The sequence below is a fragment of the Parasedimentitalea denitrificans genome (genome assembly GCF_011813015.1).
In the GTDB taxonomy this organism is placed as follows: domain Bacteria; phylum Pseudomonadota; class Alphaproteobacteria; order Rhodobacterales; family Rhodobacteraceae; genus Parasedimentitalea; species Parasedimentitalea denitrificans.
Genome location: NZ_QHLQ01000001.1, coordinates 201,526 through 226,384, shown reverse-complemented (window position 1 = coordinate 226,384; position 24,859 = coordinate 201,526). Strand labels below are relative to the sequence as shown.

Annotated in this window: 23 protein-coding genes; 17 read left to right on the top strand and 6 right to left on the bottom strand. The window is 56.2% G+C overall.

Translation table 11 applies throughout. From position 1 onward, the window contains the following. Positions 1 to 11: 11 nt before the first annotated feature. The 15 genes from DL239_RS01080 to DL239_RS01010 all read left to right on the top strand — a co-directional run bounded on the left by DL239_RS01080 (position 12) and on the right by DL239_RS01010 (position 16,635). On the top strand, positions 12 to 1,109 hold the full coding sequence (locus DL239_RS01080; protein WP_167681371.1) for a UDP-N-acetylglucosamine--N-acetylmuramyl-(pentapeptide) pyrophosphoryl-undecaprenol N-acetylglucosamine transferase: 1,098 nt from the start codon (positions 12 to 14) through the stop codon (positions 1,107 to 1,109). Further along, complete coding sequence (gene murC / locus DL239_RS01075; RefSeq protein WP_167681369.1) at positions 1,106 to 2,503, top strand: UDP-N-acetylmuramate--L-alanine ligase; 1,398 nt, start codon at positions 1,106 to 1,108, stop codon at positions 2,501 to 2,503. Before DL239_RS01080 ends, murC begins: the two co-directional genes overlap by 4 nt. Before the next feature lie 2 nt (positions 2,504 to 2,505). Next, positions 2,506 to 3,693 (top strand): APC family permease, encoded by a 1,188-nt coding sequence (locus DL239_RS01070; RefSeq protein WP_167681367.1) that lies wholly within the window; start codon positions 2,506 to 2,508, stop codon positions 3,691 to 3,693. Next, the gene (locus DL239_RS01065) at positions 3,690 to 3,932 is read left to right on the top strand and encodes a DUF2484 family protein (protein WP_167681364.1); all 243 of its coding nucleotides are present in this window, start codon (positions 3,690 to 3,692) and stop codon (positions 3,930 to 3,932) included. The genes DL239_RS01070 and DL239_RS01065 overlap by 4 nt, the downstream gene beginning before the upstream one ends. Next, positions 3,929 to 4,180, top strand: a complete 252-nt coding sequence (locus DL239_RS01060) for a DUF2484 family protein (protein ID WP_167681362.1) — start codon at positions 3,929 to 3,931, stop codon at positions 4,178 to 4,180. The genes DL239_RS01065 and DL239_RS01060 overlap by 4 nt, the downstream gene beginning before the upstream one ends. 10 nt (positions 4,181 to 4,190) lie before the next feature. Next, the gene (locus tag DL239_RS01055; RefSeq protein WP_167681360.1) at positions 4,191 to 4,472 is read left to right on the top strand and encodes a hypothetical protein; all 282 of its coding nucleotides are present in this window, start codon (positions 4,191 to 4,193) and stop codon (positions 4,470 to 4,472) included. 89 nt (positions 4,473 to 4,561) lie between these two features. Continuing rightward, positions 4,562 to 5,485, top strand: a complete 924-nt coding sequence (gene murB, locus DL239_RS01050; RefSeq protein ID WP_167681358.1) for a UDP-N-acetylmuramate dehydrogenase — start codon at positions 4,562 to 4,564, stop codon at positions 5,483 to 5,485. Between the two features lie 286 nt (positions 5,486 to 5,771). Next, positions 5,772 to 6,707 (top strand): D-alanine--D-alanine ligase, encoded by a 936-nt coding sequence (locus DL239_RS01045; protein ID WP_167681356.1) that lies wholly within the window; start codon positions 5,772 to 5,774, stop codon positions 6,705 to 6,707. Beyond that, the gene (locus DL239_RS01040) at positions 6,695 to 7,585 is read left to right on the top strand and encodes a cell division protein FtsQ/DivIB (RefSeq protein ID WP_167681354.1); all 891 of its coding nucleotides are present in this window, start codon (positions 6,695 to 6,697) and stop codon (positions 7,583 to 7,585) included. The genes DL239_RS01045 and DL239_RS01040 overlap by 13 nt, the downstream gene beginning before the upstream one ends. 4 nt (positions 7,586 to 7,589) lie before the next feature. Further along, positions 7,590 to 8,924, top strand: coding sequence for a cell division protein FtsA (ftsA, locus tag DL239_RS01035; protein WP_167681352.1), 1,335 nt, complete (start codon positions 7,590 to 7,592; stop codon positions 8,922 to 8,924). A 376-nt stretch (positions 8,925 to 9,300) separates the two neighbouring features. Continuing rightward, a complete protein-coding gene (gene ftsZ, locus DL239_RS01030) occupies positions 9,301 to 10,893 on the top strand; it encodes a cell division protein FtsZ (RefSeq protein WP_167681350.1) in 1,593 nt (530 codons plus the stop codon). A 210-nt stretch (positions 10,894 to 11,103) separates the two neighbouring features. Then, the gene (gene lpxC, locus DL239_RS01025; RefSeq protein ID WP_167681348.1) at positions 11,104 to 12,039 is read left to right on the top strand and encodes a UDP-3-O-acyl-N-acetylglucosamine deacetylase; all 936 of its coding nucleotides are present in this window, start codon (positions 11,104 to 11,106) and stop codon (positions 12,037 to 12,039) included. Between the two features lie 237 nt (positions 12,040 to 12,276). Next, positions 12,277 to 13,125 (top strand): outer membrane protein assembly factor BamD, encoded by an 849-nt coding sequence (locus DL239_RS01020; protein WP_167681346.1) that lies wholly within the window; start codon positions 12,277 to 12,279, stop codon positions 13,123 to 13,125. Between the two features lie 27 nt (positions 13,126 to 13,152). Beyond that, the gene (recN, locus tag DL239_RS01015; RefSeq protein WP_167681344.1) at positions 13,153 to 14,805 is read left to right on the top strand and encodes a DNA repair protein RecN; all 1,653 of its coding nucleotides are present in this window, start codon (positions 13,153 to 13,155) and stop codon (positions 14,803 to 14,805) included. A gap of 147 nt (positions 14,806 to 14,952) precedes the next feature. Further along, on the top strand, positions 14,953 to 16,635 hold the full coding sequence (locus DL239_RS01010; RefSeq protein ID WP_167681342.1) for a chloride channel protein: 1,683 nt from the start codon (positions 14,953 to 14,955) through the stop codon (positions 16,633 to 16,635). Between the two features lie 27 nt (positions 16,636 to 16,662). Here DL239_RS01010 and DL239_RS01005 read toward each other — a convergent pair whose 3' ends face one another. Beyond that, complete coding sequence (locus tag DL239_RS01005; RefSeq protein WP_167681340.1) at positions 16,663 to 17,562, bottom strand: LysR family transcriptional regulator; 900 nt, start codon at positions 17,560 to 17,562, stop codon at positions 16,663 to 16,665. Between the two features lie 96 nt (positions 17,563 to 17,658). Here DL239_RS01005 and DL239_RS01000 point away from each other — a divergent pair, with 96 nt between their 5' ends. Beyond that, entirely contained in the window at positions 17,659 to 17,850 is a 192-nt protein-coding gene (locus DL239_RS01000) for a hypothetical protein (RefSeq protein ID WP_167681338.1), read from the top strand. A gap of 197 nt (positions 17,851 to 18,047) precedes the next feature. Here DL239_RS01000 and DL239_RS00995 read toward each other — a convergent pair whose 3' ends face one another. From DL239_RS00995 to cobS, 5 genes are all read right to left on the bottom strand, one after another. After that, on the bottom strand, positions 18,048 to 18,389 hold the full coding sequence (locus tag DL239_RS00995; protein WP_167681336.1) for a DUF427 domain-containing protein: 342 nt from the start codon (positions 18,387 to 18,389) through the stop codon (positions 18,048 to 18,050). Between the two features lie 60 nt (positions 18,390 to 18,449). Further along, the gene (locus DL239_RS00990; protein ID WP_167681334.1) at positions 18,450 to 20,243 is read right to left on the bottom strand and encodes an aminopeptidase P family protein; all 1,794 of its coding nucleotides are present in this window, start codon (positions 20,241 to 20,243) and stop codon (positions 18,450 to 18,452) included. Between the two features lie 100 nt (positions 20,244 to 20,343). Beyond that, the gene (gene cobT / locus DL239_RS00985; RefSeq protein WP_167681332.1) at positions 20,344 to 22,218 is read right to left on the bottom strand and encodes a cobaltochelatase subunit CobT; all 1,875 of its coding nucleotides are present in this window, start codon (positions 22,216 to 22,218) and stop codon (positions 20,344 to 20,346) included. After that, positions 22,215 to 22,916 carry an aspartate/glutamate racemase family protein gene (locus DL239_RS00980; protein WP_167681330.1) on the bottom strand — a complete coding sequence of 234 codons (702 nt, stop codon included), beginning with the start codon at positions 22,914 to 22,916 and terminating at the stop codon, positions 22,215 to 22,217. Before DL239_RS00980 ends, cobT begins: the two co-directional genes overlap by 4 nt. A gap of 18 nt (positions 22,917 to 22,934) precedes the next feature. Further along, entirely contained in the window at positions 22,935 to 23,921 is a 987-nt protein-coding gene (gene cobS / locus DL239_RS00975) for a cobaltochelatase subunit CobS (RefSeq protein ID WP_167681328.1), read from the bottom strand. 291 nt (positions 23,922 to 24,212) lie between these two features. Between cobS and DL239_RS00970 the strand changes: the two genes are divergently transcribed. Next, positions 24,213 to 24,851: a DUF1326 domain-containing protein gene (locus tag DL239_RS00970; RefSeq protein ID WP_167681326.1), complete on the top strand. Its 639-nt coding sequence runs from the start codon at positions 24,213 to 24,215 to the stop codon at positions 24,849 to 24,851. Positions 24,852 to 24,859 lie beyond the last annotated feature (8 nt).

The following is a 24,859-nucleotide window of genomic DNA, read 5'->3' as shown; positions in this document are numbered from 1 at the left end:
TACAGGGGCAGATGGCTCAGAAACTGCTATTGATGGCGGCAGGCGGCACCGGTGGGCATATGTTCCCGGCGCAGGCCTTGGCCGAGGCTATGTTGAAAAAGGGTTGGCGGGTGAAACTGTCAACTGATGCGCGCGGCGCACGCTATACTGGGGGCTTTCCTGAAGGTGTAGAAATAACCGAGGTGTCCTCGGCGACGTTTGCCCGTGGTGGGATATTGGCCAAGGCGTTGGTTGGGCCCAAGATTGCTGGCGGTGTGCTGAGCATGGCGCTGCAGATGCGTCGTGATCGACCTGATGCAGTGATCGGCTTTGGCGGCTATCCGTCAATCCCGGCGCTGGGGGCGGCAACGCTGCTGGGGCTGCCTCGGATGATCCATGAACAGAACGGTGTTTTGGGTCGGGTGAACCAACTGTTTGCCAAGCGGGTTGCCGGTGTGGCCTGCGGTGCTTGGCCAACCGAATTGCCCGAGGGCGTTTTGGCAGAGCATGTTGGCAATCCAGTGCGCGGCGCAGTTTTGGAACGGGCTGGGGCGGGATATATCGCGCCCGGCGACTATCCAATGTCGGTCTTGGTGATGGGCGGCAGTCAGGGGGCTCGGATTCTGAGTGATATCGTGCCTGAAGCCATCGCAGCCTTGCCAGATGAGATCAAACAATACGTTCGGGTTAGCCATCAGGCCCGGGAAGAAGATCTGCAAAGGGTTCAGTCCTTTTATGCGGATCACGGTGTCAGTGCGGAAGTTCAAACCTTTTTCACAGATATCCCGTCACGAATGACCGAATGTCAGCTGGTGGTAACCCGCGCTGGTGCCTCGACTATTGCGGATGTCAGCGTGATTGGGCGACCGTCCATCCTCGTGCCGTTGGCCGCAGCGATCCGGGATGAGCAAACAGCCAACGCAAGGGCGCTGGTTGAGGCCGGAGGCGCAGTTCTTATTCCGGAAAGTGCGCTTGACGCGGGCTCGTTGTCCGAGCAAATAAATTCTATTCTAAGCAACCCTTCGGCGGCGAACCAAATGGCCGCAGCAGCATTAAGCGCTGGAGTTCCCGACGCCACCGATCGTTTGGTGACCTTGGTTGAACAGCTGGCGGAAAAGGATAAAGCATGACCCCTACAACCAAGCTCCCCGGTGACGTTGGTGCGATCCACTTTGTTGGTATTGGTGGCATAGGCATGTCGGGCATTGCCGAAGTTCTGTTGAACCAGGGCTATGTGGTGCAGGGGTCGGATCTGAAGTCCTCAAAAATCACTGACCGATTGGCCAAGCTGGGCGCACAGGTTTTTGTGGGACAAAAAGCTGAGAACCTTGAGGATGCCTCAGTCGTGGTGATCTCATCCGCCATCAAGCCGGGCAACCCAGAACTGGACGAGGCCCGCCGCCGTGGACTGCCGGTGGTACGCCGGGCCGAAATGCTGGGCGAACTGATGCGGTTGAAGTCCAACGTTGCGATTGCAGGGACTCACGGCAAAACCACCACCACCACAATGATGGCCGAGCTGATGGTTGCCGGTAAGTTCGACCCAACCGTGGTGAACGGTGGTATCATCCACGCCTATGGTAGTAACGCCCGTGTAGGTGCTGGCGAGTGGATGGTGGTTGAGGCTGACGAGAGCGATGGCACGTTCAACCGTCTGCCCGCAACTATCGCCGTTGTCACCAACATCGACCCCGAGCACATGGAGCACTGGGGCGATTTCGACACTCTGCGCGATGGGTTCTACGATTTCGTATCGAACATCCCATTCTACGGCGTTGCTGTCTGCAACACTGATCACGCCGAAGTTCAGGCTTTGGTCGGCCGGATCACTGACCGCCGGGTTGTCACCTATGGCTTCAACGCGCAGGCGGATGTGCGTGCCAGCAACCTGACCTACAAGGCAGGTGTGGCGCATTTCGACATTCACTTGCAGACCGAAGATCTGGTGATCGAAGGTTGCAGCCTGCCAATGCCGGGCGATCACAACGTGTCCAACGCGCTGGCGGCTGTTGCAGTGTCGCGCCATCTGGGCATGGCCACGGATGACATTCGCGATGCACTGGCCAATTTCGGCGGCGTCAATCGCCGCTTTACCAAGGTGGGCGAGGTCAATGGGGTGACCATCATTGATGACTATGGCCATCACCCCGTAGAAATTTTGGCTGTGCTAAAGGCTGCAAGACAGGCTTGTGAAGGTCGGGTCATCGCAGTGCATCAGCCGCACCGCTTCTCGCGTCTTGCCAGTCTGTTTGATGATTTCTGTTCCTGCTTTAACGAGGCCGACGTTGTGGCGATTGCCGATGTCTTTGCCGCGGGAGAAGAGCCCATTGAAGGCGCAGGCCGCGACGATCTGGTTGCCGGACTGATCCGCCACGGTCACCGCCATGCGCGGGTACTGATCGACGAGGATGATCTGGAGCGTCTGGTGCGTGAACAGGCGCAGCCCGGTGACATGGTCGTCTGTCTGGGCGCTGGTACAATCAGCACCTGGGCCAATGGATTACCCGAACGGCTGAAAGGTTAGCGATGGCTGCTCCGCTTAAACGCCGCATCGGGCCCGGTCTGCTGACCGCCTATGGCATTGGCGTTATGGTCGGGGCTGGGATCTACGTTTTGGTTGGTGCGGTTGCGGGGGCTGCAGGTGTTTGGGCCCCTGTGGCCTTTTTGCTGGCAGGGCTAGTGGCGGCACCCACGGCACTAAGCTACGCTGAATTCTCTACCCGCATCCCCGAGGCTGCAGGTGAGGCGGCCTATGTTGGTGTTGGCCTGAATTCCCAAGCTTTGGCTGTCATCGTAGGTTTAGCGGTTGTCGCGGCTGGTACTGTGTCTGCCGGTGCAGTGTTGCGTGGCGGTGTAGGTTATCTGTCTGCCTCTTGGGATATTGACGCGGTGTGGGCCGTTATCGCGCTGGGAATTGTTCTGACAACAGTTGCGGTTCTGGGCGCGTTGGAAAGTCTGGCACTGGTCGCGCTGTTTACGTTGATCGAACTAGGCGGCTTGGCGCTGGTGATCTGGGCAGGGTTCTCGGCGCCCGTGGTCGCGGAATGGTCTGCTCCGGCATTGCCGGTTTGGTCAGGCGTTGGTCTGGGGGCTGGGTTGGCATTTTTTGCCTTTATCGGCTTTGAAGACATCGTCAACATGGCCGAAGAAGTGGACCGCCCAAACACCACTTTGCCGCGCGCAATTCTGGTGGCGCTGGGAGTCACGACCCTTATTTATGCATTGGTTGCGATAGCCGCAGTGCGTTCCGTTGATACAGCGACGATCTCGGCCAGCTCAAACCCTCTGGTTCTGGTCTGGCAGGCCGGGCGCGGTGGTAGCGGTGACTTTTTGTCGGGCATTGCAGTTTTTGCGGCGCTGAACGGGGTCTTGGCACAAATTGTCATGGCGTCGCGCGTGCTGTTCGGGTTGGGGCGACGCAGTCCTACACTTGCCATTTTTCATACCGCGCACCCACGGTTTGGTACGCCAGTACTGGCCACCTGCCTGATTGGAGCGGCTGTTATTGTCATTGCTGTTGGTGTTCAACTTGTTACGCTGGCGGGGCTTACCTCTGCGATCCTTTTGTCTGTATTCATGCTGGTCAATCTTGCACTTATTTTCCAAAAACGCCGAGCGCCACAGGCACCGTTTACAGTACCAATGGCCGTTCCGGTGCTTGGTTTCATCCTGTCTATTGTAGCTCTCGCCGCCGCTGTTATGGGGGCACTATGAGCGTTTCGGTTATTTGCGCCATCGTTTGGGTGTTTGCCGCTACTTTCGTAGCTTTTTTACCAATGCGCTGGCAGTTCCCACCGGGCCTTTGTTTGCTTGTAGCTGCCCCGGTCATCATTGTGATGTTGGGCCTTCAGCATGGTTGGTTACCTGCCTTGGGTGGGGTCGCCGCATTCGTTTCTATGTTTCGCAGGCCACTGGTGCACTACTGGCGCAAGTGGAAAGGTGTGCCGCAATGAACTTGTCCCTGACGCTAGCTGCAGTGTGGGCACTGGTTGCCAATATTTTGGCGATCATCCCAAGCAGTGACAACCATTGGCGCCGGGCCTATGTGCTGATTGCACTGGGAATACCGCTGCTGGGCTACGTCACCTATGAAAACGGCCCTTGGTGGGGGTTGGCGGTGTTGCTGGCAGGTATGTCGGTGCTACGTTGGCCAGTGATCTACCTTGGGCGCTGGCTGCGTCGGCAATTGCGAAAAGATTAGAGAGAGCGGCATGGAAACACTTATTCTTTTTTCGGTCTTCTTCAGCTCAATCGTTTGCGCTCACCTGCTTGCACTGCGGGGGCGGTATCTTCTGATCTTGTGTTTCGTAGTTGCCGCGGCCCTTCTGTATGCAGTGATTTATTGGTATGTTGGCACGCTCGAAGGCTGGGATGGGCTGGCGTTGGCAATATTTTCTTTGATCGCGGTCATGCCCTGCGGGGCCGGGCTGGTTCTTGGGGCGGGCTCTGGTTGGTTGCATCAACGGATTAGAACGCGCCGCGCCGCAAAGTGAGATTGTTCCCCCGCGCATAGAACTGGGCGTTGTTTTGTGGCGGCAATCCAGTTTAGAAGCACTGCAATTCGTTACGAGAGGCGCGCACAATGAATATGGATGGTATTCGGGGTAAGTTGACCCCTAATCGTGTGCTGTCAGAACTGACTTGGTTGCGGGTTGGCGGTGCGGCTGACTATTTGTTCCAGCCTGCTGATGTCGATGATTTGGCACTGTTCCTTTCGCAGCTTGATCCGGATGTCGACGTGTTTCCCATGGGGGTTGGGTCGAACCTGATCGTTCGTGACGGTGGGCTGCGGGCTGTGGTGATCCGTTTGGGGCGTGGGTTCAATGGGATCGACGTCGACGGCGACATCGTCACTACCGGAGCCGCCGCACTGGATGCACATGTGGCGCGCAAGGCTGCGGATGCTGGCCTTGACCTGACCTTCCTGCGCACCATTCCCGGTTCCATTGGCGGAGCTGTGCGGATGAATGCGGGCTGTTATGGCAGCTACGTGGCAGATGTCTTTGTATCAGCAACAGTCGTGACCCGTACCGGTGAGATCCGCGAGATCTCGGCGAAGGAGCTGGCGTTCCAATACCGTCAAACTGACCTGCCAGAAGGGGCGGTGCTGGTGTCTGCCAAGCTGCGCGCCGGGGCCGGGGAGCCGGATGTGCTGCATGCCCGGATGCAGGCGCAGTTGGAAACACGTGATAGAACCCAGCCAACCAAAGATCGCAGCGCTGGGTCGACTTTTCGCAATCCAGCCGGATTTTCATCCACAGGACAGGCGGATGATGTTCATGATCTGAAAGCTTGGAAAGTGATTGATGACGCCGGGATGCGCGGTGCCATGCGTGGTGGCGCTCAGATGAGCGAGAAACATTCCAACTTCTTGATCAACAAAGGTGGCGCAACTGCCGCAGATTTAGAGGGATTGGGCGAAGAGGTGCGGAAAAAGGTTTACGCGTCTAGTGGGATAACACTAGAGTGGGAAATTATGCGGATCGGAGAGCCGCAGCCGGACTAACCTGAAATTCCTTATGCTACCAATCACTTCATTGCAGTTGAACGTGTTGGAGCGGCCCTAGAATGATTAAAATGGCAGGGTGAAGGTAAACATGGTAAACCAACCGTTAATAAGTCGGTAAGACTTGTGTTGGTATAAAGGCACGGGGACTGGGTGGTCCTTATGATCCTCTGGCGGCGATGTCGTACTAAAAAAGGGCGAAAAATCGCCTGAACAAAAAAATGGATCGATAACGGTCCTAATAACCAAAGGGGCGCAAAGCCCTGTGTATATTGAGGCATTTGAAGTGGGTAAGTCGAGCGGGACTCTCCCGAAAGTGGCGGTATTGATGGGTGGGTCCTCAGCTGAGCGCGAGGTTTCCTTGTCCAGTGGACGCGAATGCGCCGCCGCACTACGGGGTGAAGGATTTGAAGTGGTAGAGGTGGACGCTGGTCCAGACCTCTGCACGCGTTTGCAAGACATCAAACCCGATGTGGTATTTAACGCCCTGCATGGTCGCTGGGGCGAAGATGGTTGCGTTCAGGGCATGCTTGAATGGATGGGCTTGCCCTATACTCATTCCGGCGTGCTGGCCTCAGCGCTGGCAATGGACAAGCAGCGCAGCAAGGATGTTTTTCGCGCTGCCGGGCTTCCAGTTGTCGACAGCGGGTTGTTCGATAAGGGCGATGTGATGGCCGCGCATGTGATGGCGCCGCCCTATGTCGTTAAGCCAAACAACGAAGGCTCAAGCGTCGGGATCTATCTGGTCCACCAGGATGCTAACGCGCCGCCGCAACTGGCCAATGATATGCCGAGCCAGGTGATGGTCGAGGCATTCGCGCCGGGCCGCGAGCTGACTACAACTGTCGTGGGCGACGATGAGGGTGACCCGGGCGCGTTTACCGTAACGGACATTCTGACGGATGGTTGGTACGATTACGATGCCAAGTATCAGCCCGGTGGGTCACGCCATGTAGTGCCTGCTGATCTGCCGAAAGAGATTTTCGACCTATGTTTGGACTACGCACGTCGAGCACATCAGGCACTGGGGTGTCGCGGTGTCAGTCGTACGGATTTTCGCTGGGATGAAAGCAAGGGATCTGCGGGCTTGATTTTGCTGGAGACGAACACTCAACCCGGTATGACGCCCACTTCGCTCTCTCCGGAGCAGGCGGATCAATACGGCATGAGCTTTGGCGAGCTTTGTGCCTGGATGGTAAAGGACGCATCATGCAATCGTTGATCCCTTGGCGCCGCAGCAAAACAACACAAAAGCAGGACCCGGCTCCGTCGCGGTTAAAGTACCGGATGCAGCGTTGGATGCTGACACCTGGCATCCGTCTTGGTCTGCGGATCGGCGTGCCGTTTTGCTTAGTGTTCGCACTCGGTAGCGCTTATCTCGCAAATGAGCAGCGCCGGGATGCATTGAACACATTTGTTTCTGACTTGCGGCAGTCGTTCCACGATCGCCCAGAGTTTCAGGTCAAAATGATCGCAATTGATGGCGCTGGCGCTGATCTGGCTGATGACATCCGCGAGGTCGCTTCGCTGCGGTTTCCCGTCAGTTCATTTGAACTGGATGTAGATCAAATCCGTGAAGTGATCGAAACGCTGGATCCAGTGAAAACTGCGTCGGTGCGTATCCGTTCAGGCGGCGTGCTTCAGGTCGATGTTGTTGAACGCCTGCCGGTGATGGTTTGGCGTGGTCGACAAGGTTTGGCGCTGTTGGATGAAACTGGCGCACATGTAGCTGAGCTGGGGCACCGGTCCTTGCATTCCAATTTGCCACTGATCGCTGGGGATGGGGCTGACGCCCATGTCGCCGAAGCATTGCGTATTTTTTCCACGGCCAGCCCTTTGGGTTCACGGCTTCGGGGGCTGGTACGCATTGGCGAGCGGCGCTGGGATGTGGTGTTAGACCGCGGCCAGAGGATTATGCTGCCGGCCGAAAATCCAATCTCTGCATTGGAGCGGGTGATCGCGGTAAGCGAAGTACGAGACCTGCTGGAGCGCGATATCGCTGCAGTAGACATGAGATTATCAACGCGGGCCACTGTACGGATGAGCGATAACGCCGTGCAGGAGTGGTGGCGGATCAGACAGATGAACGGAGGCGGATAGCGGCATGACGGATCTCTATCAATCCCAACGAGCCATGCGGCAAATGCGTCGCCAGTCCATGCAACGCGGCGTTGTTGCCATTCTGGATGTTGGCAGTTCCAAAATTGCCTGCCTTGTGCTGCGCTTTGATGGAAGCAGCCGGTTGAGCGAGGACAATTCCATCGGCTCGCTTGCTGGGCAATCCGGGTTCCGGGTAATCGGCGCTGCCACAACGCGGTCTCGCGGCGTGCAGTTTGGTGAAATCACCGCCATGCAGGAAACAGAGCGTGCCATTCGTACGGCTGTGCAGGCTGCGCAGAAGATGGCAGAGGTCCGGGTGGATCATGTCATTGCCTGTTTCTCGGGCGCCAACCCACGGTCCTATGGCTTGAACGCCCATGTGGATCTGCAGGGGCAGGTGGTCACCGAGGATGAAGTCGCTCGCGTATTGGCGGCGTGCGACGTGCCGGAATACGGCCATGGTCGTGAAGTTATGCATGCGCAGCCAGTGAACTTCGCGCTTGATAACCGATCAGGCTTGAATGACCCGCGCGGTCAATTGGGTCAATCCCTGGCCGTTGATATGCATATGTTGACCGTCGACGCTGCCTCAGTTCAGAACCTGGTGCGCTGCATCAAACGCTGTGATCTGGAGCTCGCCGGAATTGCTAGTTCTGCCTATGCCTCGGGCATTTCGGCGCTGGTCGAGGACGAGCAGGAATTGGGCGCGGCCTGTATCGACATGGGTGGCGGGTCGACTTCGGTGTCGATCTTCATGAAGAAGCACATGATCTATACCGATGCGGTTCGCATGGGCGGGGATCACGTCACAAGTGATATTTCCATGGGGTTGGGTGTTCCTACATCCGCCGCAGAACGGATCAAGACATTCTGTGGTGGCGTTCACGCGACTGGAGCAGACGACCGTGACATGATTGATATCGGTGGTGATACCGGCGACTGGGAACATGACCGTCGCACAGTGTCGCGGGCCGAGCTGATCGGAATCATGCGTCCGCGTGTCGAGGAGATCCTAGAAGAAGTTCGCGCACGGTTGGATGCGGCTGGGTTCGACCAGCTTCCCAGCCAGCAGATTGTTCTGACTGGCGGATCAAGCCAGATCATGGGGCTGGACGGATTGGCCAGCCGCATTCTGGGTCAGCAAGTTCGCTTGGGTCGTCCTCTTCGGGTACATGGCCTGCCGCAATCGGCTACCGGGCCGGGGTTTGCCAGTGCAGTAGGGCTCAGCCTGTTCGCGGCGAATCCGCAGGATGAATGGTGGGACTTTGATATGCCAAGCGACCGTCAGTCGGGCGGTTCAATCCGCCGCGCGGTGCGCTGGTTCCGCGATAACTGGTAAGGCGGGCCTGCGCAGAAAAAATTAACAAAATGCGAAAATTGTTTGGTGACAATTTTCGCATTTTGCATTATCGAGCTATTAACCAGCCGCGAAAAGCGGTGGAACACGCAGGCCGAGCAGTGGTTTGCACGCGAGAGAATGATGTTTTTGCCCTGCAAGAAGGCGGGTTTTCTAGTCGTTCTTGTATGTACTGGTTTGAAAATCCCCAAATATATCCTGATCAGCGAAATATCGCGGATGGATGTCCCGAATTTGCCATATTTTGTGGGGAAACGCGCTTTTCTTGGTGACGGATCGGCCCTTGCAATGTAGTGTCAAGGTGGACAGGAAATAATAATGCCTCGAACAGAGGTGCATAATAAAAGGCGGAATGACCATGACATTGAACCTTTCGATGCCCGGGCAGGAAGAATTGAAGCCACGTATCACCGTGTTTGGTGTTGGTGGTGCTGGCGGTAACGCTGTCAACAACATGATCGAAAAAGAGCTGGATGGCGTCGATTTCGTCGTGGCTAATACCGACGCGCAAGCGCTGCAGCAAAGTTCCTCTAAAAGCCGTGTGCAACTGGGTGTCAAAGTAACCGAAGGTCTCGGTGCCGGTGCGCGCCCCTCGGTTGGCTCTGCCGCTGCAGAAGAAAGCATTGAACAAATCGTTGATCACCTGGCGGGCGCACACATGTGCTTTATCACCGCTGGTATGGGTGGCGGCACTGGTACAGGTGCAGCCCCGATCATCGCACAGGCCGCTCGTGAACTGGGTGTTCTGACTGTTGGTGTTGTCACCAAGCCGTTTCAATTCGAAGGCGCCAAGCGGATGCGCCAGGCCGAAGAGGGCGTCGAAGCCCTGCAAAAGGTCGTCGATACACTGATCATTATTCCCAACCAGAACCTGTTCCGGTTGGCCAATGAAAAAACCACATTCACCGAAGCCTTCTCGATGGCAGACGATGTTCTGTATCAAGGTGTTAAAGGCGTGACTGACCTGATGGTTCGTCCAGGCCTGATCAACCTCGACTTTGCTGATGTTCGCGCCGTAATGGACGAAATGGGCAAGGCGATGATGGGCACAGGCGAAGCGGACGGCGAAACACGCGCAGTCGAAGCCGCAGAAAAAGCCATTGCCAACCCGCTGCTGGACGAAATCAGCCTGCGCGGCGCCAAGGGCGTTCTGATCAACATCACCGGGGCTGGCGATCTGACATTGTTCGAATTGGACGAAGCCGCCAACCGTATCCGCGAAGAGGTGGACCCAGAGGCCAACATCATCGTTGGTTCCACACTGGATACCGCCATGGAAGGCAAAATGCGGGTCTCTGTTGTGGCGACTGGTATCGACGCTGTTGAGGCGCGTCAGGAAACACCAGTTCCACGTCGCCCAATGTCTGCCCCGCTGAAGCAAACTGTGTCTGCCGAAGACTTGCGCCCTGCGCCACTAGAGCTGGAGCCTGCAGCGCAGGTACCTGCTGAAGTCGAAGTTGTAGCTGAAGAGCCATCTTTGTTCGAAGACATGAATGTAGAGCAAGTCGCGGCTCATGATCAGGCCGAGGATATCTTTGAAGAGTCAGAGCTGGTTGCTGAAGATGGATTGCCGATGCCTGCCTATCAGCCAAAAGTAGCTGAATTCCAGCCGCAAGAAGATGTTGCACAGGCCCCTGAGCAAACCTTTGTTGCTCCGAAGGCTCCTGCCGTTGGCACGCCTTCACCAGAAGCGATCGTGCGTTTGCAAGCAGCTGCGCAGCGTGTTGCTCCGAATGCAGTTGAAGAGGCCCAGCACGATGCAAAGCAACGCGGTGGATTTGGCTTGAACTCGCTAATTCACCGTATGACCGGGCAGGCGGGTGACACACCTGTTGGCGCTCAGCGTCGGCAACCTGTTGTTCAGCAGCAGGCTGCAGCCCCTCAGCAAGAGATCAATCCTGAACAGGAGCGCATCGAGATTCCAGCGTTCCTGCGTCGTCAAGCTAACTAAATCAGTCACTTATCTGATGAAGAGGGTCGCCTTTGGCGGCCCTTTTATCGTTTTAAGACAAGTTGTTAAGAAATATTAAGCGGCGTTCTGCCTATTTGTTACAGTGATGTTTCAATCGGTTACAAAGATTGAGTTGTGGGTTTCTAATCAACAGCATAACTCTGCTTCAACACAGCCCATGTGGCTGGAAACAGTGCTAAGAGGCATAGAGTGCAAAATACGCTCAAGACATCAGTGACTTTTGAAGGCGTCGGCCTGCATTCCGGCCATCCTGTCAAAATGATTCTAAAACCTGCCCCCGCAGGATATGGGATCAGCTTTAAGCGCACTGATATTGCTTTGGGCAACACCGTCATTCCAGCGCGCTGGGATATGGTAGAGCGCACCGCCCTGTGTACACGTCTGGTCAACGAAGCGGGCGTGTCTGTATCTACAGTCGAACACATCATGGCTGCTTTGGCTGGCTGTGGCGTGCACAATGCATTGGTTGAACTGGACGGACCAGAAGTTCCTATCGCCGACGGCTCGTCTGCTCCTTTTGTTCGCGCAATTATGAAGCAGGGCCTGCGTCGCTTGGGTGATGCTGTCGTCGCCTTTGAGGTGCTGAAGCCAGTCACAGTAGAGCACAATGGCGCCAAGGCGACCTTGTTGCGATCTGACCGCACCCGGATTGAGTTCCATATCGATTTCACAGACGAGGCCATCGGCCGTCAAAGCAAGACACTGGATATGCGCAATGGCGCCTTTGCCCGTGAACTTTGTGATAGCCGCACCTTCTGTAGCCGTTCTGACGTCGAGACGATGCAGGCCAACGGTCTGGCACTTGGCGGTGTTCCCGGAGAAAATGCTGTAGTATTTGACGGTAACTCGGTTGAGAGCGGGCCGGGCCTTCGTCACAACGACGAACCTGTCCGCCATAAGATGCTGGATGCGCTTGGTGATCTTGCTCTTATCGGTGGTCCGTTGATTGGACACTATGTAGGCGAACGTGCGGGGCACGCGCTAACCAATACTCTGCTGCGTGAACTATTCGCTACACCCGGTGCTGTGCGCGCGGTGACCTGTGATGCAGTGATGGCCGCACGTCTTCCTGGTCAGGGTTTGATCTGGTCGGAAATCCCGTCCGAAGTCGCGCGCGTCGCCTAATCTTCTTTCGCATGTATGTTTTATTGTGATGTCAGGTTAAGAAGCCTGAGCCTATTTTGATAATTTTTCCAGTGGCTTCCCCTTTATGGAACACTCGCAGGCCTTGACCCCGCCTGACTTTCTCTGCCAAGTGAATGCGAAATGGAATTAAAGGCGTTTTGCACGTTTGATGAATGTGCTAGACCCTGATGAAACGGGGTAAACACCCGCAAGATAAGACGGTGAGGTTAGGCTAACATGATCGGCATCAGAGCAGGGGCCAAAGCCTTTGGCACAGTTCTTCTGCTGACCGCTCTGGTCAGTTGCGGTGGCAAAGGCCGCGAAGGCGATCGGTCTGCGAACCTTGAGGCTTTCACTCCCGAGCAGATTTTCGAGCGTGGTGAGTTTGAACTAGCACGCGATCGCACCAAGGATGCTGCTTATTACTTCTCGGAAATTGAACGTCTGTATCCTTACTCGTCTTGGGCGCAACAGGCTCTGATTATGCAGGCCTTTACCTACCATCAGGGTCAGGACTATGAAAATAGCCGTGGCGCGGCTCAGAGGTTCATTGATTTCTACCCAACAGACGAAGATGCTGCCTATGCGCAGTATCTTTTGGCGCTTAGCTACTACGACCAGATCGACGAAGTTGGTCGCGATCAGGGCCTGACTTTCCAGGCGCTGCAGGCGTTGCGCACCGTTATTGAGGTTTACCCTGACAGCGAATATGCAAACTCAGCCGTTTTGAAGTTTGATCTGGCGTTCGACCATCTGGCCGCCAAGGAAATGGAAATTGGTCGCTACTATCTGCGGTTCGGGCATTACTCGTCTGCGATCAACCGTTTCCGCGTGGTGGTTGAGGACTTTCAGACCACAAGTAACACTCCAGAAGCGTTGCACCGGTTGGTCGAGGCCTACCTGTCGCTGGGTTTGACCGATGAAGCTCAAACGGCGGGTGCCATTTTGGGACATAACTATCGGTCTACTGAGTGGTATGAGGACAGTTACAAACTGTTGACTGCCAATGGTCTGAAGATGAAGGACCGCGGCAACAATTGGTTGAGCCAGATCTATCGCCAGACGGTAAAAGGGCAATGGCTGTAAGGCCTAAACAGGTGATGGGGCTCTTTGATGCTGCGTGCGCTTGATATCCGAAATTTGCTGATCATTGATCATCTCGAGCTGGGCTTTCATCCTGGCTTGAATGTGCTGACTGGCGAGACCGGCGCTGGTAAGTCTATCCTCCTCGATTCACTTGGGTTTGTGCTGGGTTGGCGTGGTCGTGCTGAACTGGTGCGCAGCGGTGCAACTCAGGGCGAGGTCGTGGCGGAATTCGACCTTCATGACGGTCACCCGGCTCATGCGGTGCTTAGCAAGGCTGGCTTGCCACCAAGCGAAGACGGTGAATTGATTTTGCGCCGGGTGAATACCGCCGAGGGACGTAAAACCGCTTGGGTCAACGATCGGCGTTGTTCCGGCGAGGTACTGCGGGCGCTTTCGGCCACTTTGGTAGAGCTGCATGGGCAGCATGATGACCGTGGATTGCTGAACCCGCGTGGACACCGGGCGATGCTGGATGAATACGCAGAACTTTCAGATCTACTCACCAAGGTGCGAGAGGCTTGGACCTCTATGGCGCGCGCACGCAAAACTGTGGATGCCACACGGGCTGCGCTTGATGCGGTGCGCGCCGAAGAAGAGTTTTTGCGCCATGCAGTGGGTGAACTGGACCAGCTGGATCCTCAGCCCGGAGAGGATGCCGAGCTGGATGCTCAACGGCGTCAGATGCAGGGTGCCGAACGTATTCGTGGTGACGTGGTGCGCGCGCATGGTCTACTAACCGAGGGTGCTGAGGGAGCTATGACCGAGGCACAGCGTTGGCTTGAAACAGCGGACATCAGCGAGGCAGCCTCGTTGGATGCACCATTAGCGGCGCTTAGCCGTGCGTTGCTGGAACTGGGCGAGGCACAGGATGGTATTGGTCAGGTTCTGAACATTCTGGAGTTCAATCCGGCTGAACTGGAAGAGTGTGAAGAACGTTTGTTTGCAATTCGTGCCTTGGCCCGCAAGCATGATGTTCTGGCTGATGAACTTGGCACTTATGCTGAAACCTTGCGAGTCAAATTGTCCGCGCTGGATGATGGCGACCGCGATCTGGCGGATCAGGAAGCTGCGCTTTCTGCAGCTGAACATGCCTATTCAGAGGCTGCTACTGCCCTTAGTGCAGCTCGCAAACAAAACGCGGCTGCTTTGGACAAGGCGGTGATGGCTGAACTCGCCCCGTTGAAAATGGAACGGGCGGTGTTTGAGACAACATTTGAAACCGCCGAACCGGGTCCCGAAGGGCAGGATACCGTTGCTTTTACCGTCGCGACGAACCCCGGTGCGCCTGCGGGTCCGTTGAACAAGATTGCATCAGGTGGTGAACTTAGCCGTTTTCTGTTGGCCCTTAAGGTCTGCCTGCACGGTGATGACGCTGGCCAGACGCTTATCTTTGACGAAATCGATCGTGGTGTTGGCGGCGCTACTGCTGATGCGGTGGGGCGGCGTCTGTCCGCACTGGCCGAGGGCGGTCAGGTGCTGGTGGTGACTCATTCACCGCAAGTTGCCGCTAAAGGGGCATATCACTGGCGGGTACAAAAACGGGTTGTGGATGAGGTTACTCTGTCAACAGTCGTCCCGCTGGACAGTGATGAACGCGTGACCGAGATTGCCCGGATGGTATCAGGCGACACAATCACAGATGAAGCGCGTGCCGCTGCACGATCACTATTGGTTGGGTGAGCCTCGCTTCGGCTCCTATACTACTCAATCTTCTACGAATTTTGGCGAACATGTTGAGTTTTTCAACGAAACCGGGTGGCAAAATTAACCGTCTTTTTCGTAGCTTCCGCCTGTCCTAGACTAGTGGGACCTAATGAGAGACTCAAAATGGCTGACAGTACCCATACCGAACTGCCGACCCAACTGGCGCAGGTCTGGACTGCGATGCGTGATGGATGGAAAGTCATTCGCCAGCGTGGCCCCAGTCAGGTGCAGTTTTGGTTTATCGCGCTGCTCATTGGGATTGCCGCCGGTTTTGCGGCCTTGGGATTTCGCCTGGGAATTGCGGCGCTTCAGGCCTGGCTCTACGGCGCAGACGATGTGGATTTTCTGCATAGTTTCGTGGAGTCCCTTGATTGGTACTGGATCTTACTCATACCGACAGTCGGCGGGTTGGTTGTTGGCCTGATCCTACACTATTTCACGCCTGACGGGCGCGTCCGCTCGGTTGCCGATGTTATCGAGGGCTCGGCGCTGGGAGATGGTCGGGTCGAGGTGAGGGCCGGTCTGGCCTCGGCAGTGGCCTCGTTCCTGACGCTGAGTTCGGGCGGGTCAACTGGGCGCGAGGGGCCGGTTGTGCACCTGGCTGGAGTGATTTCGACATGGGTTAGCAATCGCATCGGTGCTGATGGTCTGACTGGTCGGGATTTGTTGGGCTGTGCAGTGGCTGCGGCCGTCTCAGCCAGTTTTAACGCGCCGATTGCCGGGGCCTTGTTCGCGTTAGAGGTGGTCCTGCGTCACTTTGCGGTGCACGCTTTTGCTCCGATCGTTATCGCCTCGGTTGCTGGGACTGTAATCAACCGTCTGGCGTTTGGGGATGTGACTGAATTTGTCCTGCCAACTCCCGGAGCACTGCAATTCTATGTTGAGTTGCCAGCCTTTCTGATGCTTGGGGTTATTTGCGGTCTGGTATCCGTTGTTCTGATGCGGTCGATCTTTTGGGCCGACAGCTTTGGGACGCAGATGCAAAACCGTCTTGGCCTGCCGCGTTGGCTGCGGCCTATGGTTGCGGGCGTGCTGCTAGGCCTTATCGCCATTTGGTATCCGCACATCATTGGAGTGGGCTATGAGACCACTGTACTGGCCCTGACAGGCGGTTTGGTGTTGGGCCAGGTAATCCTGTTCACAATCGTCAAGACGGCAGCAGTCGCCATTACTATGGGTGGGCGCATGGGTGGTGGCGTGTTTTCCCCTTCTCTGATGATTGGTGCGCTCACAGGGTTGGCTTTCGGTTTGATCGCCACGTCGATCTTGCCAGACGTTTCGGGAACGCACACCCTGTATGCCTTTGCTGGAATGGGTGCAGTTGCTGCCGCTGTTCTGGGTGCACCGATTTCGACAACTTTGATTGTGTTTGAACTGACAGGGGATTGGCAGATCGGTCTGGCAGTGATGGTGGCTGTGTCAATGTCGACAGCACTGGCGTCACGCATGGTCGATCGCTCATTTTTCCTGACCCAACTGACTAAGCGTGACATTCACTGTGCAGCGGGCCCACAGGCCTATCTGTTGGCAATGATCCGTGTCGGCACGGTGATGCGACCAATGGGGGATCCACGCTGTGCCGAGGCTGTCGACTGTGAGGCAAAGTTGGAGCAGGGGTTGGTTCTGACTGATATGGACAAGCTTGATACCGCGATACCGATGTTTGATCGTGCCGATGTTGCCTACCTGCCGGTGGTCGATCAAAGCGGCGATGCGCCCGAAATCCTTGGTGCCTTGTACCATGTGGATGCGCTAAAGGCCTATAACCGGGCACTGGCTGAGACTGCCGCAGAGGAGCATAGCTAAGCCTAACCCGCTTGGGTGTGCGGTTTCTTAGTTCATCGTCACCTGTACCAAATCCCGCAGCCATTTCAGGCGGTTGGAGTTGTCATAGCGGCGGTGCCAGACCAGATCGAAATTTAAAACCGATTGTTTTAGGGGCAGGGGGCAAGACTGCAGTCCGCTAAACGCCGATTGTGCAAGTTGATTTGGAAGTGTTGCAATTAGATCGGTTCCACGAACCATCTCTGCCAGCAACCAGGCGTTCGGTGCCATGCAGTAAACTTTGCGGGTTAGCCCCTGTTTTTCCAAGGTCTGGGTTAGGGTACTTGCTGAACTGCCGCCAAAGTCCAATGCCGCATGACGGGCGTTGCAGAAATCAGTGACGGTGCGAACCGGGTCCGAGACAGAGGCATCATAGAACACCACCATTTGGTCCGACGATAGTGGCTGATGTTTTAACGCCTGCGGGTACTTGGACTGACGCACTGTAATAGCGATATTTGCGCTGCCGCTGTCCAGCATGGATTCAGCGTTGTTTCGGGTGCCGAGTTCTCTAAATATTACGGGTTTATCAGGCACTTGCGACCAGATTGCGTCGCGAATTTTAGACACTCCGCAGGCCAGCGTGCCACCATTCGCGGCTATTGAAAACGGCTCGGGGTCCTCCTGCGGGTTATATTCGCCCAGGTCAACCAACGCTTCCATGTCCGCCAATAAGCGCCGAACCTTGGGGGCCATCAGATCGGAATGTGCGCTAGGGATGATGCCACGCCCGGCCTGAACGAATAGCCTGTCGCCCAGAATGCCGCGGAGCTTTTCGATGCTGTGGCTAACAGTGGACTGATTGATATCCAGAAGGTGCGCAGCCTTGCTGACTGACTTCAAATCATAGACAGCGATAAAGATGCGCAAAATGCGGCCATTAACCTGTGATATATCTACATTACGCATAGGTTAATTTTTTCTTTCGATTGATTTTATCCACAGGTTAACCACAAGATAAGAAACGACAGTAGCATCACTCACAGGCACGACGGAAGGAATAACATGTTCTTCTCGAAAGTTGGTCCGCAAGAGGCCGATTTAAATAATAAAATGAGCGAGCAAGACAATGAACGAGTGGCAATGGAGGCCCTGATCGACTACGCGATTCAATGTGCAAACGAGACGCATTTTGTTGGATCGGGTGACGCAATGGAAGCTGCAAAGCGCCAACTCACGAATTCTTTGTTTTACTAGTATATGTTTTGGCTGCGGCTGGTTGTCACACTTGCTGCCGTAGTCCGAAACCTCGCCTCCTCCCCACAGGGTGTTTTTTTGGGGGGATTGGCATCCAATGTAGGTTTTTGGTCTGACGTGGCGCCTTAGGGCAACGTCAGACTACCTAACCGCGCCACAAATGGGCGCAGGACAAATTGGCTGGGTTTGTGACGACCTTACAGTTGCTCAACTTTGATTGAATCCCCAAGAACAAAGGCCAAGTGGTCTTTGATCTCTGCAACTGCATCAATTGGAGACTCGTAACTCCACACGGCATTCTCGGTCACCGAAGACTTATTGACGATCGAAAAGTAGCTGGCATCGCCCTTATGTGGGCAGTGCGTGGTTTTGTCAGTCCGGTCAAGCAGGGCCATGGCGATATCATCGCGTGGGAAATAGATGACTGGTGCCAGATCCCCTTCAGATAACTCCAACGCGTTTGTGCTTTCCCCAAGAATTGCGCCTCCAGAGCGCACAACCCAATTGCCAGTTGCCTTGCGAATGCGAATTTCCGTCATGAAATGGTCCCTGTAACTGTTAAATTCTTGGTATTGTGCAACCTGTCTAGCAGCTATGTATCAGATTGTCGCGGTCGCAGCATCCAACCATGCCTGTGCTTCGGCACTGACGTTTGGTCGGATCTTTGCCGCTACCTCTTGATGATAGCTGTTCAACCAATCCCGTTCCTCGCGTGTCAGCATCTCGATGACGATCAGCCGTCGATCAATCGGCGCGAAGGTCAGTGTTTGCCAGCTCAGCATGTCCCTCTCACGGTCGGCGCTCGCTAGTGCTGGGGCGGGCTCGACGACCATCAGGTTTTCGATCCGGATACCAAAGGCCCCCTCGCGGTAATACCCCGGTTCATTCGACAGAATCATACCAGTTTCCAAGGGCACGTGGCTGGCCCGCGCCAGACGCTGCGGCCCTTCGTGAACACTCAGAAATGCGCCGACGCCATGGCCCAATCCGTGGTTGAAATCCTGCCCGACCAGCCACAGGGGCATGCGGCCGATGGCTTCGATATCGCGCCCGGCCAGCCCCTTGGGCCAACGCAGACGGGACATGGCAATCATGCCCTGCAGTACTCGGGTGAAGGATGCTCGCTGTTCTTCTGACGGGGTTCCGACCGGCAGGGTGCGGGTGATGTCGGTGGTTCCATCCAGATACTGACCGCCACTGTCCAGAACAAGAAGATCTCCGTCTTGCAGTACAGTATTGCTGTCATCGGTCACTCGGTAATGCATGACTGCACCGTTTTCACCGGTGCCTGCAATGGTTTCAAAACTGATGTCGCGCAGGTTTGGATCGCGGCGGCGTAGGCCTTCCAGTTGTTTCACGACATCGATTTCGGTCAAGCTACCCGGAGCCTGTGCGTCCAGCCAGGTCAGCAGCTCTATCACTGCGGCGCCGTCGCGCAGATGGGCGGCAGCACTTCCTGCAATCTCGGCTTTGTTCTTGCGAGCCTTTGGCAGGGCGCAGGGGTCGCCGGAATTCACCGCCCGTTCCCCCAGTGCATCCGCCAGCACTTGGGGTATAGTTGCCTTGTCGACCGCAACACTTCCATTCAGTGCAGCAACAGCGGTCTGAAAGTCCGCAGGGTCTTTTCGCTGAACCGACGATCCAAGATGGTCGCTCACCCCATCCAGCTTTTCCTCAGCCATGAACAGGTCCACGCGCGCATCGTCGTGCAGAATGGCAAATCCCTGGGCAATCGGGTTTCGCGCAATATCTGAGCCACGGATGTTCATCAGCCACATGATCGAGTCAGGCAAAGTGATTACCGCCGCCGTCTGACCGGCGTCGCGCAGATCTTTGGCAAGGCGGGCACATTTTTCCGTCGCGCTTTCGCCTGCATATTCTATGGCATGGGCGCTGACAGGCTGCATCGGGGCATTGGGCTGGTCTTGCCAGATCCGGTCCACCAAGTTGTCCACCATCTGCACCAGTTCAATATCACTGTCCGCAAGGTCCCGCAGCAACACCTGAATTTGCGCTGCCGCATGCAGCCAGGGGTCAAATCCAACGCGGCCACCATTGGGAAGTTGCTCTTTCAGCCAATCCGCCAGGCTCACATCAGGCCAAGGCACCGGAGTGTACTCCTGCGCGACCTGTCGTTTGACCTGGGTGCGATAGCGGCCATCGATGAAAACACCGGCCTTGTCTTGCAACACAGCACAGAACCCGGCTGATCCGGTAAAGCCAGTTAGCCAACTCAGCCGTTCGTCACGGGGGGCAACATATTCCCCCTGATGGGCATCGTTGCGCGGTACCAGATAGCCGTCCAATTGCTCAGCACCCATCGCATCGCGCAGGGCCTGCAGGCGTGGCGGTCCCTGTTCCGGTCGGGCGGTCACATCAAATGTCTGATACATCGGGGGCTCCAGTGCTGACTTAGCAAAAAGGCACGCCCTCTCTCAGACGTGCCCATTTTTCTTCTTGTTCCAAATACCTCCGCCGGAGGCAAGGGCCGGCCTAGCCGGCCCTTTTGATCCCCATCACCCGGGCACGTGCGCGCGGATCGGAATCAAACAGCGCGGCTAGTTGTTCTGTCATCGCGCCAGCCAACTGTTCCACGTCCGTAATGGTGACCGCACGGTTGTAGTAACGGGTCACATCATGGCCGATACCAATTGCCAGCAGTTCAACAATCTTCTTCTTCTCTACCATGGCGATCACATCGCGCAGGTGTTTTTCCAGATAGTTGGCCGGGTTCACCGACAATGTGCTGTCATCCACTGGCGCGCCGTCAGAGATCACCATCAGGATCTTGCGCGATTCCTGCCGGGCTGCCATGCGGCGGTGTGCCCATTCCAGCGCCTCACCGTCGATGTTTTCCTTCAGCAGGCCTTCTTTCATCATCAGCCCCAGATTGGGCCGGGTGCGGCGCATCGGGGCGTCGGCACTCTTGTAGATGATATGGCGCAGGTCGTTCAAACGGCCCGGCATCTGTGGGCGGCCATCATTCAGCCAAACCTCACGCGCCTGTCCGCCTTTCCACGCCCGGGTGGTAAAGCCAAGGATTTCGACCTTGACGTTGCAGCGTTCCAGCGTGCGGGCCAGAACATCAGCACAGATCGCGGCGATCGAAATTGGTCGTCCGCGCATCGAGCCGGAGTTGTCGATCAGCAGCGTCACCACGGTGTCGCGGAACTCGGTGTCTTTTTCGATTTTGAACGACAGCGGCGTGGTGGGGCTGACCACCACACGGGCCAGACGGCCAGCGTCCAGAATGCCTTCCTCCAGATCAAATTCCCACGACCGGTTCTGCTGTGCCTGCAGTCGGCGCTGCAATTTGTTGGCCAGACGGTTCACCGCGCCCTTCAGCGGTTCTAGCTGCTGATCCAGATAAGCGCGCAAGCGTTCCAGTTCAGCAGGTTCGGCCAGATCCTCGGCGTGGATCTCTTCATCGTGGTCACCCAGATACACCTTGTAATCCGGATCGGCATCCGAAGGAGGCATCGGGGTAGGCGGCTCTAGTGGTGCCTCGCCATCGGGCATCTCGGTTTCTTCGCCAGTTTCCTCGTCAGCCATGTCATCAGCCGAGACCTGAGCCTGCTGTTCGTCTTGCTGCTGCTCCTGGCTCTGCTCGGGCTCGGCATCAGCGTCTTCGTTTTCGGTATCGTCCTGACCGGTGCTATCCGGATCCTGCTGCTCTTCGGCGTCGTCCTCGGACTGATCATCCTGATCGTCGACATCATCCGGGTCCTCGCCCAGCTGATCACCATAGCCCAGATCCGAGATCACTTGACGGGCAAACCGCGCAAAATCGGCTTGATTATCAATCTTATCGTCCAGGTTCTCCAACGTATCGCCAGCCTGGTTTTCGATAAACCCGCGCCACAGCTCCATAATGTTGCTAGCGCCTGCGGGCAGAGGACGGCCGGTGGCCAGGTGGCGGATTAAATACCCGGCTGAAACAGCCAGTGGTGCTTCAGATGCGGTTTTGCACTGATCGTAACCTTTACGCAGGGCCTCGTTGTGGATTTTGACGTCGATGTTGCTGGCAGTGCCCGGCATATGCCGCGCGCCCATCGCCTCGCAGCGGGCTGTTTCCATCGCTTCGTACAGATCCCGTGCCATGTCACCGGGTGGGGCGTATTTGGCGTGCACGCCGTCATCGTGGAACTTATGTCGCAATGCCAGCGCATCGGCAGTCCCACGGGCCAGCAGTACCTCTTGGCGAGTCATCCGGCGCGACACCTGCGGCAGGCGCATGGCATCACCAGACAGCCCCGAAGGGTCAACTGTGTAGTTGATGCTCAGGTCCGAGTCGTCAGCCATGACCTTGGTGGCCTCGGCGAGGGCCTTTTTGAACGGATCAGCTGGGTTGTCGTTCGGCTTTTTCATTTGCTCATCGCCACTTCGTCAAGGTTGCGGCGTCCGGTGGCCAAATCGGCAAGAACCGATACATGCACATCCAGCGCGTCAATTACGGTATACTCTGGGCTCTGGTTGTCAAAGGCCAAGTTAAGATCGGTGCCGGCCAAAACAACGGCCTGAGCATCATGGTGTGCAATCATCCGTCGGCCGGCATCCAGCATCTGCGTTCGTTGTTCGTCAGAGCAGGTGCCTGCAACAGCAATGTCCTGATAGCTCTGCCCCAGAGTGTCGATCTCATCATCTAGCGCCACCGTCTCAGTTTGTTTCAGCTGGCCGAAAAGACGAGTTATCATGACTGATCGCGTCCCAAGCAGACCCACACGCTTCACACCCTGTGAAACAAAATACTCGTCCAATGGCGCTACACCGGAAACTACCGGTAGAGAGGATAACTCATTCATCTCGTTCACGCAGTAGTGCGCCCCTAGAGAGGTAAGGGCAACACAATCACAGCCAGCGTCCCGAAGGCGATCAATTTGGCGACCAAAAATATCTGCCTGCGGCTGGCGGTCATCTGCCAGGTTATTGCGGATTAGGGGCTGAATATCACCGTGGCTGATGGTGAGATCCAGCTTTCCGCCTCTCCGGTCTACTGCCGCCGTAAGGCGCTGATAATAGACCACCGTGGCTGCTACACCGATCCCGCCAATCAACCCAATGTGCATCTGTTCGGTCCTGTTTGCTTACCCCAAGCTTACGTTTGCAGCGCTTTCGGGCAGTTCCTCATCAAAGCAACGCTGATAGAACTCGGCCACGGTCTGGCGCTCCAGCTCGTCACATTTGTTCAGGAACGACAGGCGGAAGGCATAGCCAACGTTGCGGAAAATCTCGACGTTTTGCGCCCAGTTGATCACGGTACGTGGTGACATCACGGTGGACAGGTCACCGTTCATGAATGCAGTCCGGGTCAGGTCAGCCACAGTCACCATCTGGCTGACGGTCTTGCGGCCTGCCTCGGTGTTGTAGTGCGGCGCCTTGGACAGCACGATCATGGTTTCGGCGTCGTGGCTCAGATAGTTCAACGTGGACACCAGTGACCAACGGTCCATCTGGGCTTGGTTGATCTGTTGAGTCCCGTGGTACAGCCCGGTGGTGTCACCCAGACCAACAGTGTTGGCGGTGGCGAACAGGCGGAAGTGTGGGTTCGGGGTGATGATCTCGTTCTGGTCCAGCAGGGTCAGCTTGCCGTCATGCTCCAGTACGCGCTGGATCACAAACATCACGTCAGCACGGCCAGCGTCATATTCGTCAAACACAATCGCAACCGGGTTGCGCAGCGCCCATGGCAAAATTCCTTCGTGGAATTCGGTGACCTGCTTGCCGTCTTTAAGCTTGATCGCATCCTTACCGATCAGATCGATCCGGGAAATGTGGCTGTCGAGGTTCACACGCACAGCAGGCCAGTTCAGGCGGGCTGCAACCTGCTCGATGTGGGTCGATTTACCCGTGCCGTGGTAACCTTGGATCATGACCCGGCGATTGTGCGAGAAACCGGCCAGAATTGCCATCGTGGTGTCCGGGTCGAACTTGTAGGTGGGGTCGATGGCCGGTACCCGCTCTGAGCTCTCGGCGAAGCCCTTGACGGTCATGTCGGTGTCGATGCCGAACACATCGCGGACCGAGATGCTTTCGGTGGGTTTAGCAGTGATATCCAGCAAGCCGTTGCTCATGACGCGCGATCCTTGTTCTCATACCCCCATCGGAGGGGCCCCGTTTGCCGGATTGGTGCAACATCTGGCGGGCAAGGGCAAGAGGAACTGCACAGGTTCACGAATTGGCTGGGCGTTTGTCGGCCAACTGGTCCTATCTCTGGTAGGTTGCCACCCGCGACGATCCAATTATTTCTGCAATGTCGGTCGCAATCCCAAACACTGCGCTACCTTGTAATGATTACGCCGTTTCGGTGGTTTCCGTCTACGGTGAGTTTGTTGTGAAGGTATTGTGCTTCTGGAGGGGGCTTTATGGAAAAGTGGAGTATTCAGGGCGAAGAAATCGCCAATTGTAACTGCAACTTTGGTTGCCCGTGCCAATTTGGTGTTCTGCCAACGGACGGAACCTGCGAGGCGGCGGTGTTCTTTCGCATCGACAAAGGTCACTACGGCGATGTCAATTTAGACGGGTTACTGGCAGCCGGGGTCTACAAATGGCCGGGGCCGATCCACGAAGGCGAAGGCCAGATGCAGCTGATCATGGATGAAAATGCCAGCGCCGAGCAGCGTGCCGCGCTAGAGGCCATCATGACCGGCAAAGATACTGTTGAAATGGCCACCATGTGGTTCATTTTCAGCGCCATGTGCGCGACCCAACATGAAACACTTGTGGCGCCGATCTCAGTTGAGATCAACGCAGAGGACCGGATCGGCAAAGGCACTGTCGCGGGTGTTGTCGAGCTTGAGGCCGAGCCGATTCCTAATATTGTATCCGGCGCACCGCACCGCGTTGGTATTCGTCTGCCAAACGGGTTTGAGTTCGGCTTTGCCGAAATGGCCAAGGGGCACACCAAGACATCGGGTGGCGCAATCGAATTGCTGAAAAATTCGGGAACACACGCCCACATCGCCAGTCTGCATCTGACAGGTGAAGGACGGGTTGGTGCTTGAGTTGGGAG

Excerpts from the sequence above, each read along its gene's own strand:
- DL239_RS01080 (WP_167681371.1), top strand. The coding sequence starts at position 12 with ATGGCTCAGAAACTGCTATTGATGGCGGCAGGCGGCACCGGTGGGCAT.
- murC (WP_167681369.1), top strand. The coding sequence starts at position 1,106 with ATGACCCCTACAACCAAGCTCCCCGGTGACGTTGGTGCGATCCACTTT.
- DL239_RS01070 (WP_167681367.1), top strand. The coding sequence starts at position 2,506 with ATGGCTGCTCCGCTTAAACGCCGCATCGGGCCCGGTCTGCTGACCGCC.
- DL239_RS01065 (WP_167681364.1), top strand. The coding sequence starts at position 3,690 with ATGAGCGTTTCGGTTATTTGCGCCATCGTTTGGGTGTTTGCCGCTACT.
- DL239_RS01060 (WP_167681362.1), top strand. The coding sequence starts at position 3,929 with ATGAACTTGTCCCTGACGCTAGCTGCAGTGTGGGCACTGGTTGCCAAT.
- DL239_RS01055 (WP_167681360.1), top strand. The coding sequence starts at position 4,191 with ATGGAAACACTTATTCTTTTTTCGGTCTTCTTCAGCTCAATCGTTTGC.
- murB (WP_167681358.1), top strand. The coding sequence starts at position 4,562 with ATGAATATGGATGGTATTCGGGGTAAGTTGACCCCTAATCGTGTGCTG.
- DL239_RS01040 (WP_167681354.1), top strand. The coding sequence starts at position 6,695 with ATGCAATCGTTGATCCCTTGGCGCCGCAGCAAAACAACACAAAAGCAG.
- ftsA (WP_167681352.1), top strand. The coding sequence starts at position 7,590 with ATGACGGATCTCTATCAATCCCAACGAGCCATGCGGCAAATGCGTCGC.
- ftsZ (WP_167681350.1), top strand. The coding sequence starts at position 9,301 with ATGACATTGAACCTTTCGATGCCCGGGCAGGAAGAATTGAAGCCACGT.
- DL239_RS01020 (WP_167681346.1), top strand. The coding sequence starts at position 12,277 with ATGATCGGCATCAGAGCAGGGGCCAAAGCCTTTGGCACAGTTCTTCTG.
- recN (WP_167681344.1), top strand. The coding sequence starts at position 13,153 with ATGCTGCGTGCGCTTGATATCCGAAATTTGCTGATCATTGATCATCTC.
- DL239_RS01010 (WP_167681342.1), top strand. The coding sequence starts at position 14,953 with ATGGCTGACAGTACCCATACCGAACTGCCGACCCAACTGGCGCAGGTC.
- DL239_RS01005 (WP_167681340.1), bottom strand. The coding sequence starts at position 17,562 with ATGCGTAATGTAGATATATCACAGGTTAATGGCCGCATTTTGCGCATC.
- DL239_RS01000 (WP_167681338.1), top strand. The coding sequence starts at position 17,659 with ATGTTCTTCTCGAAAGTTGGTCCGCAAGAGGCCGATTTAAATAATAAA.
- DL239_RS00995 (WP_167681336.1), bottom strand. The coding sequence starts at position 18,389 with ATGACGGAAATTCGCATTCGCAAGGCAACTGGCAATTGGGTTGTGCGC.
- DL239_RS00990 (WP_167681334.1), bottom strand. The coding sequence starts at position 20,243 with ATGTATCAGACATTTGATGTGACCGCCCGACCGGAACAGGGACCGCCA.
- cobT (WP_167681332.1), bottom strand. The coding sequence starts at position 22,218 with ATGAAAAAGCCGAACGACAACCCAGCTGATCCGTTCAAAAAGGCCCTC.
- DL239_RS00980 (WP_167681330.1), bottom strand. The coding sequence starts at position 22,916 with ATGCACATTGGGTTGATTGGCGGGATCGGTGTAGCAGCCACGGTGGTC.
- cobS (WP_167681328.1), bottom strand. The coding sequence starts at position 23,921 with ATGAGCAACGGCTTGCTGGATATCACTGCTAAACCCACCGAAAGCATC.
- DL239_RS00970 (WP_167681326.1), top strand. The coding sequence starts at position 24,213 with ATGGAAAAGTGGAGTATTCAGGGCGAAGAAATCGCCAATTGTAACTGC.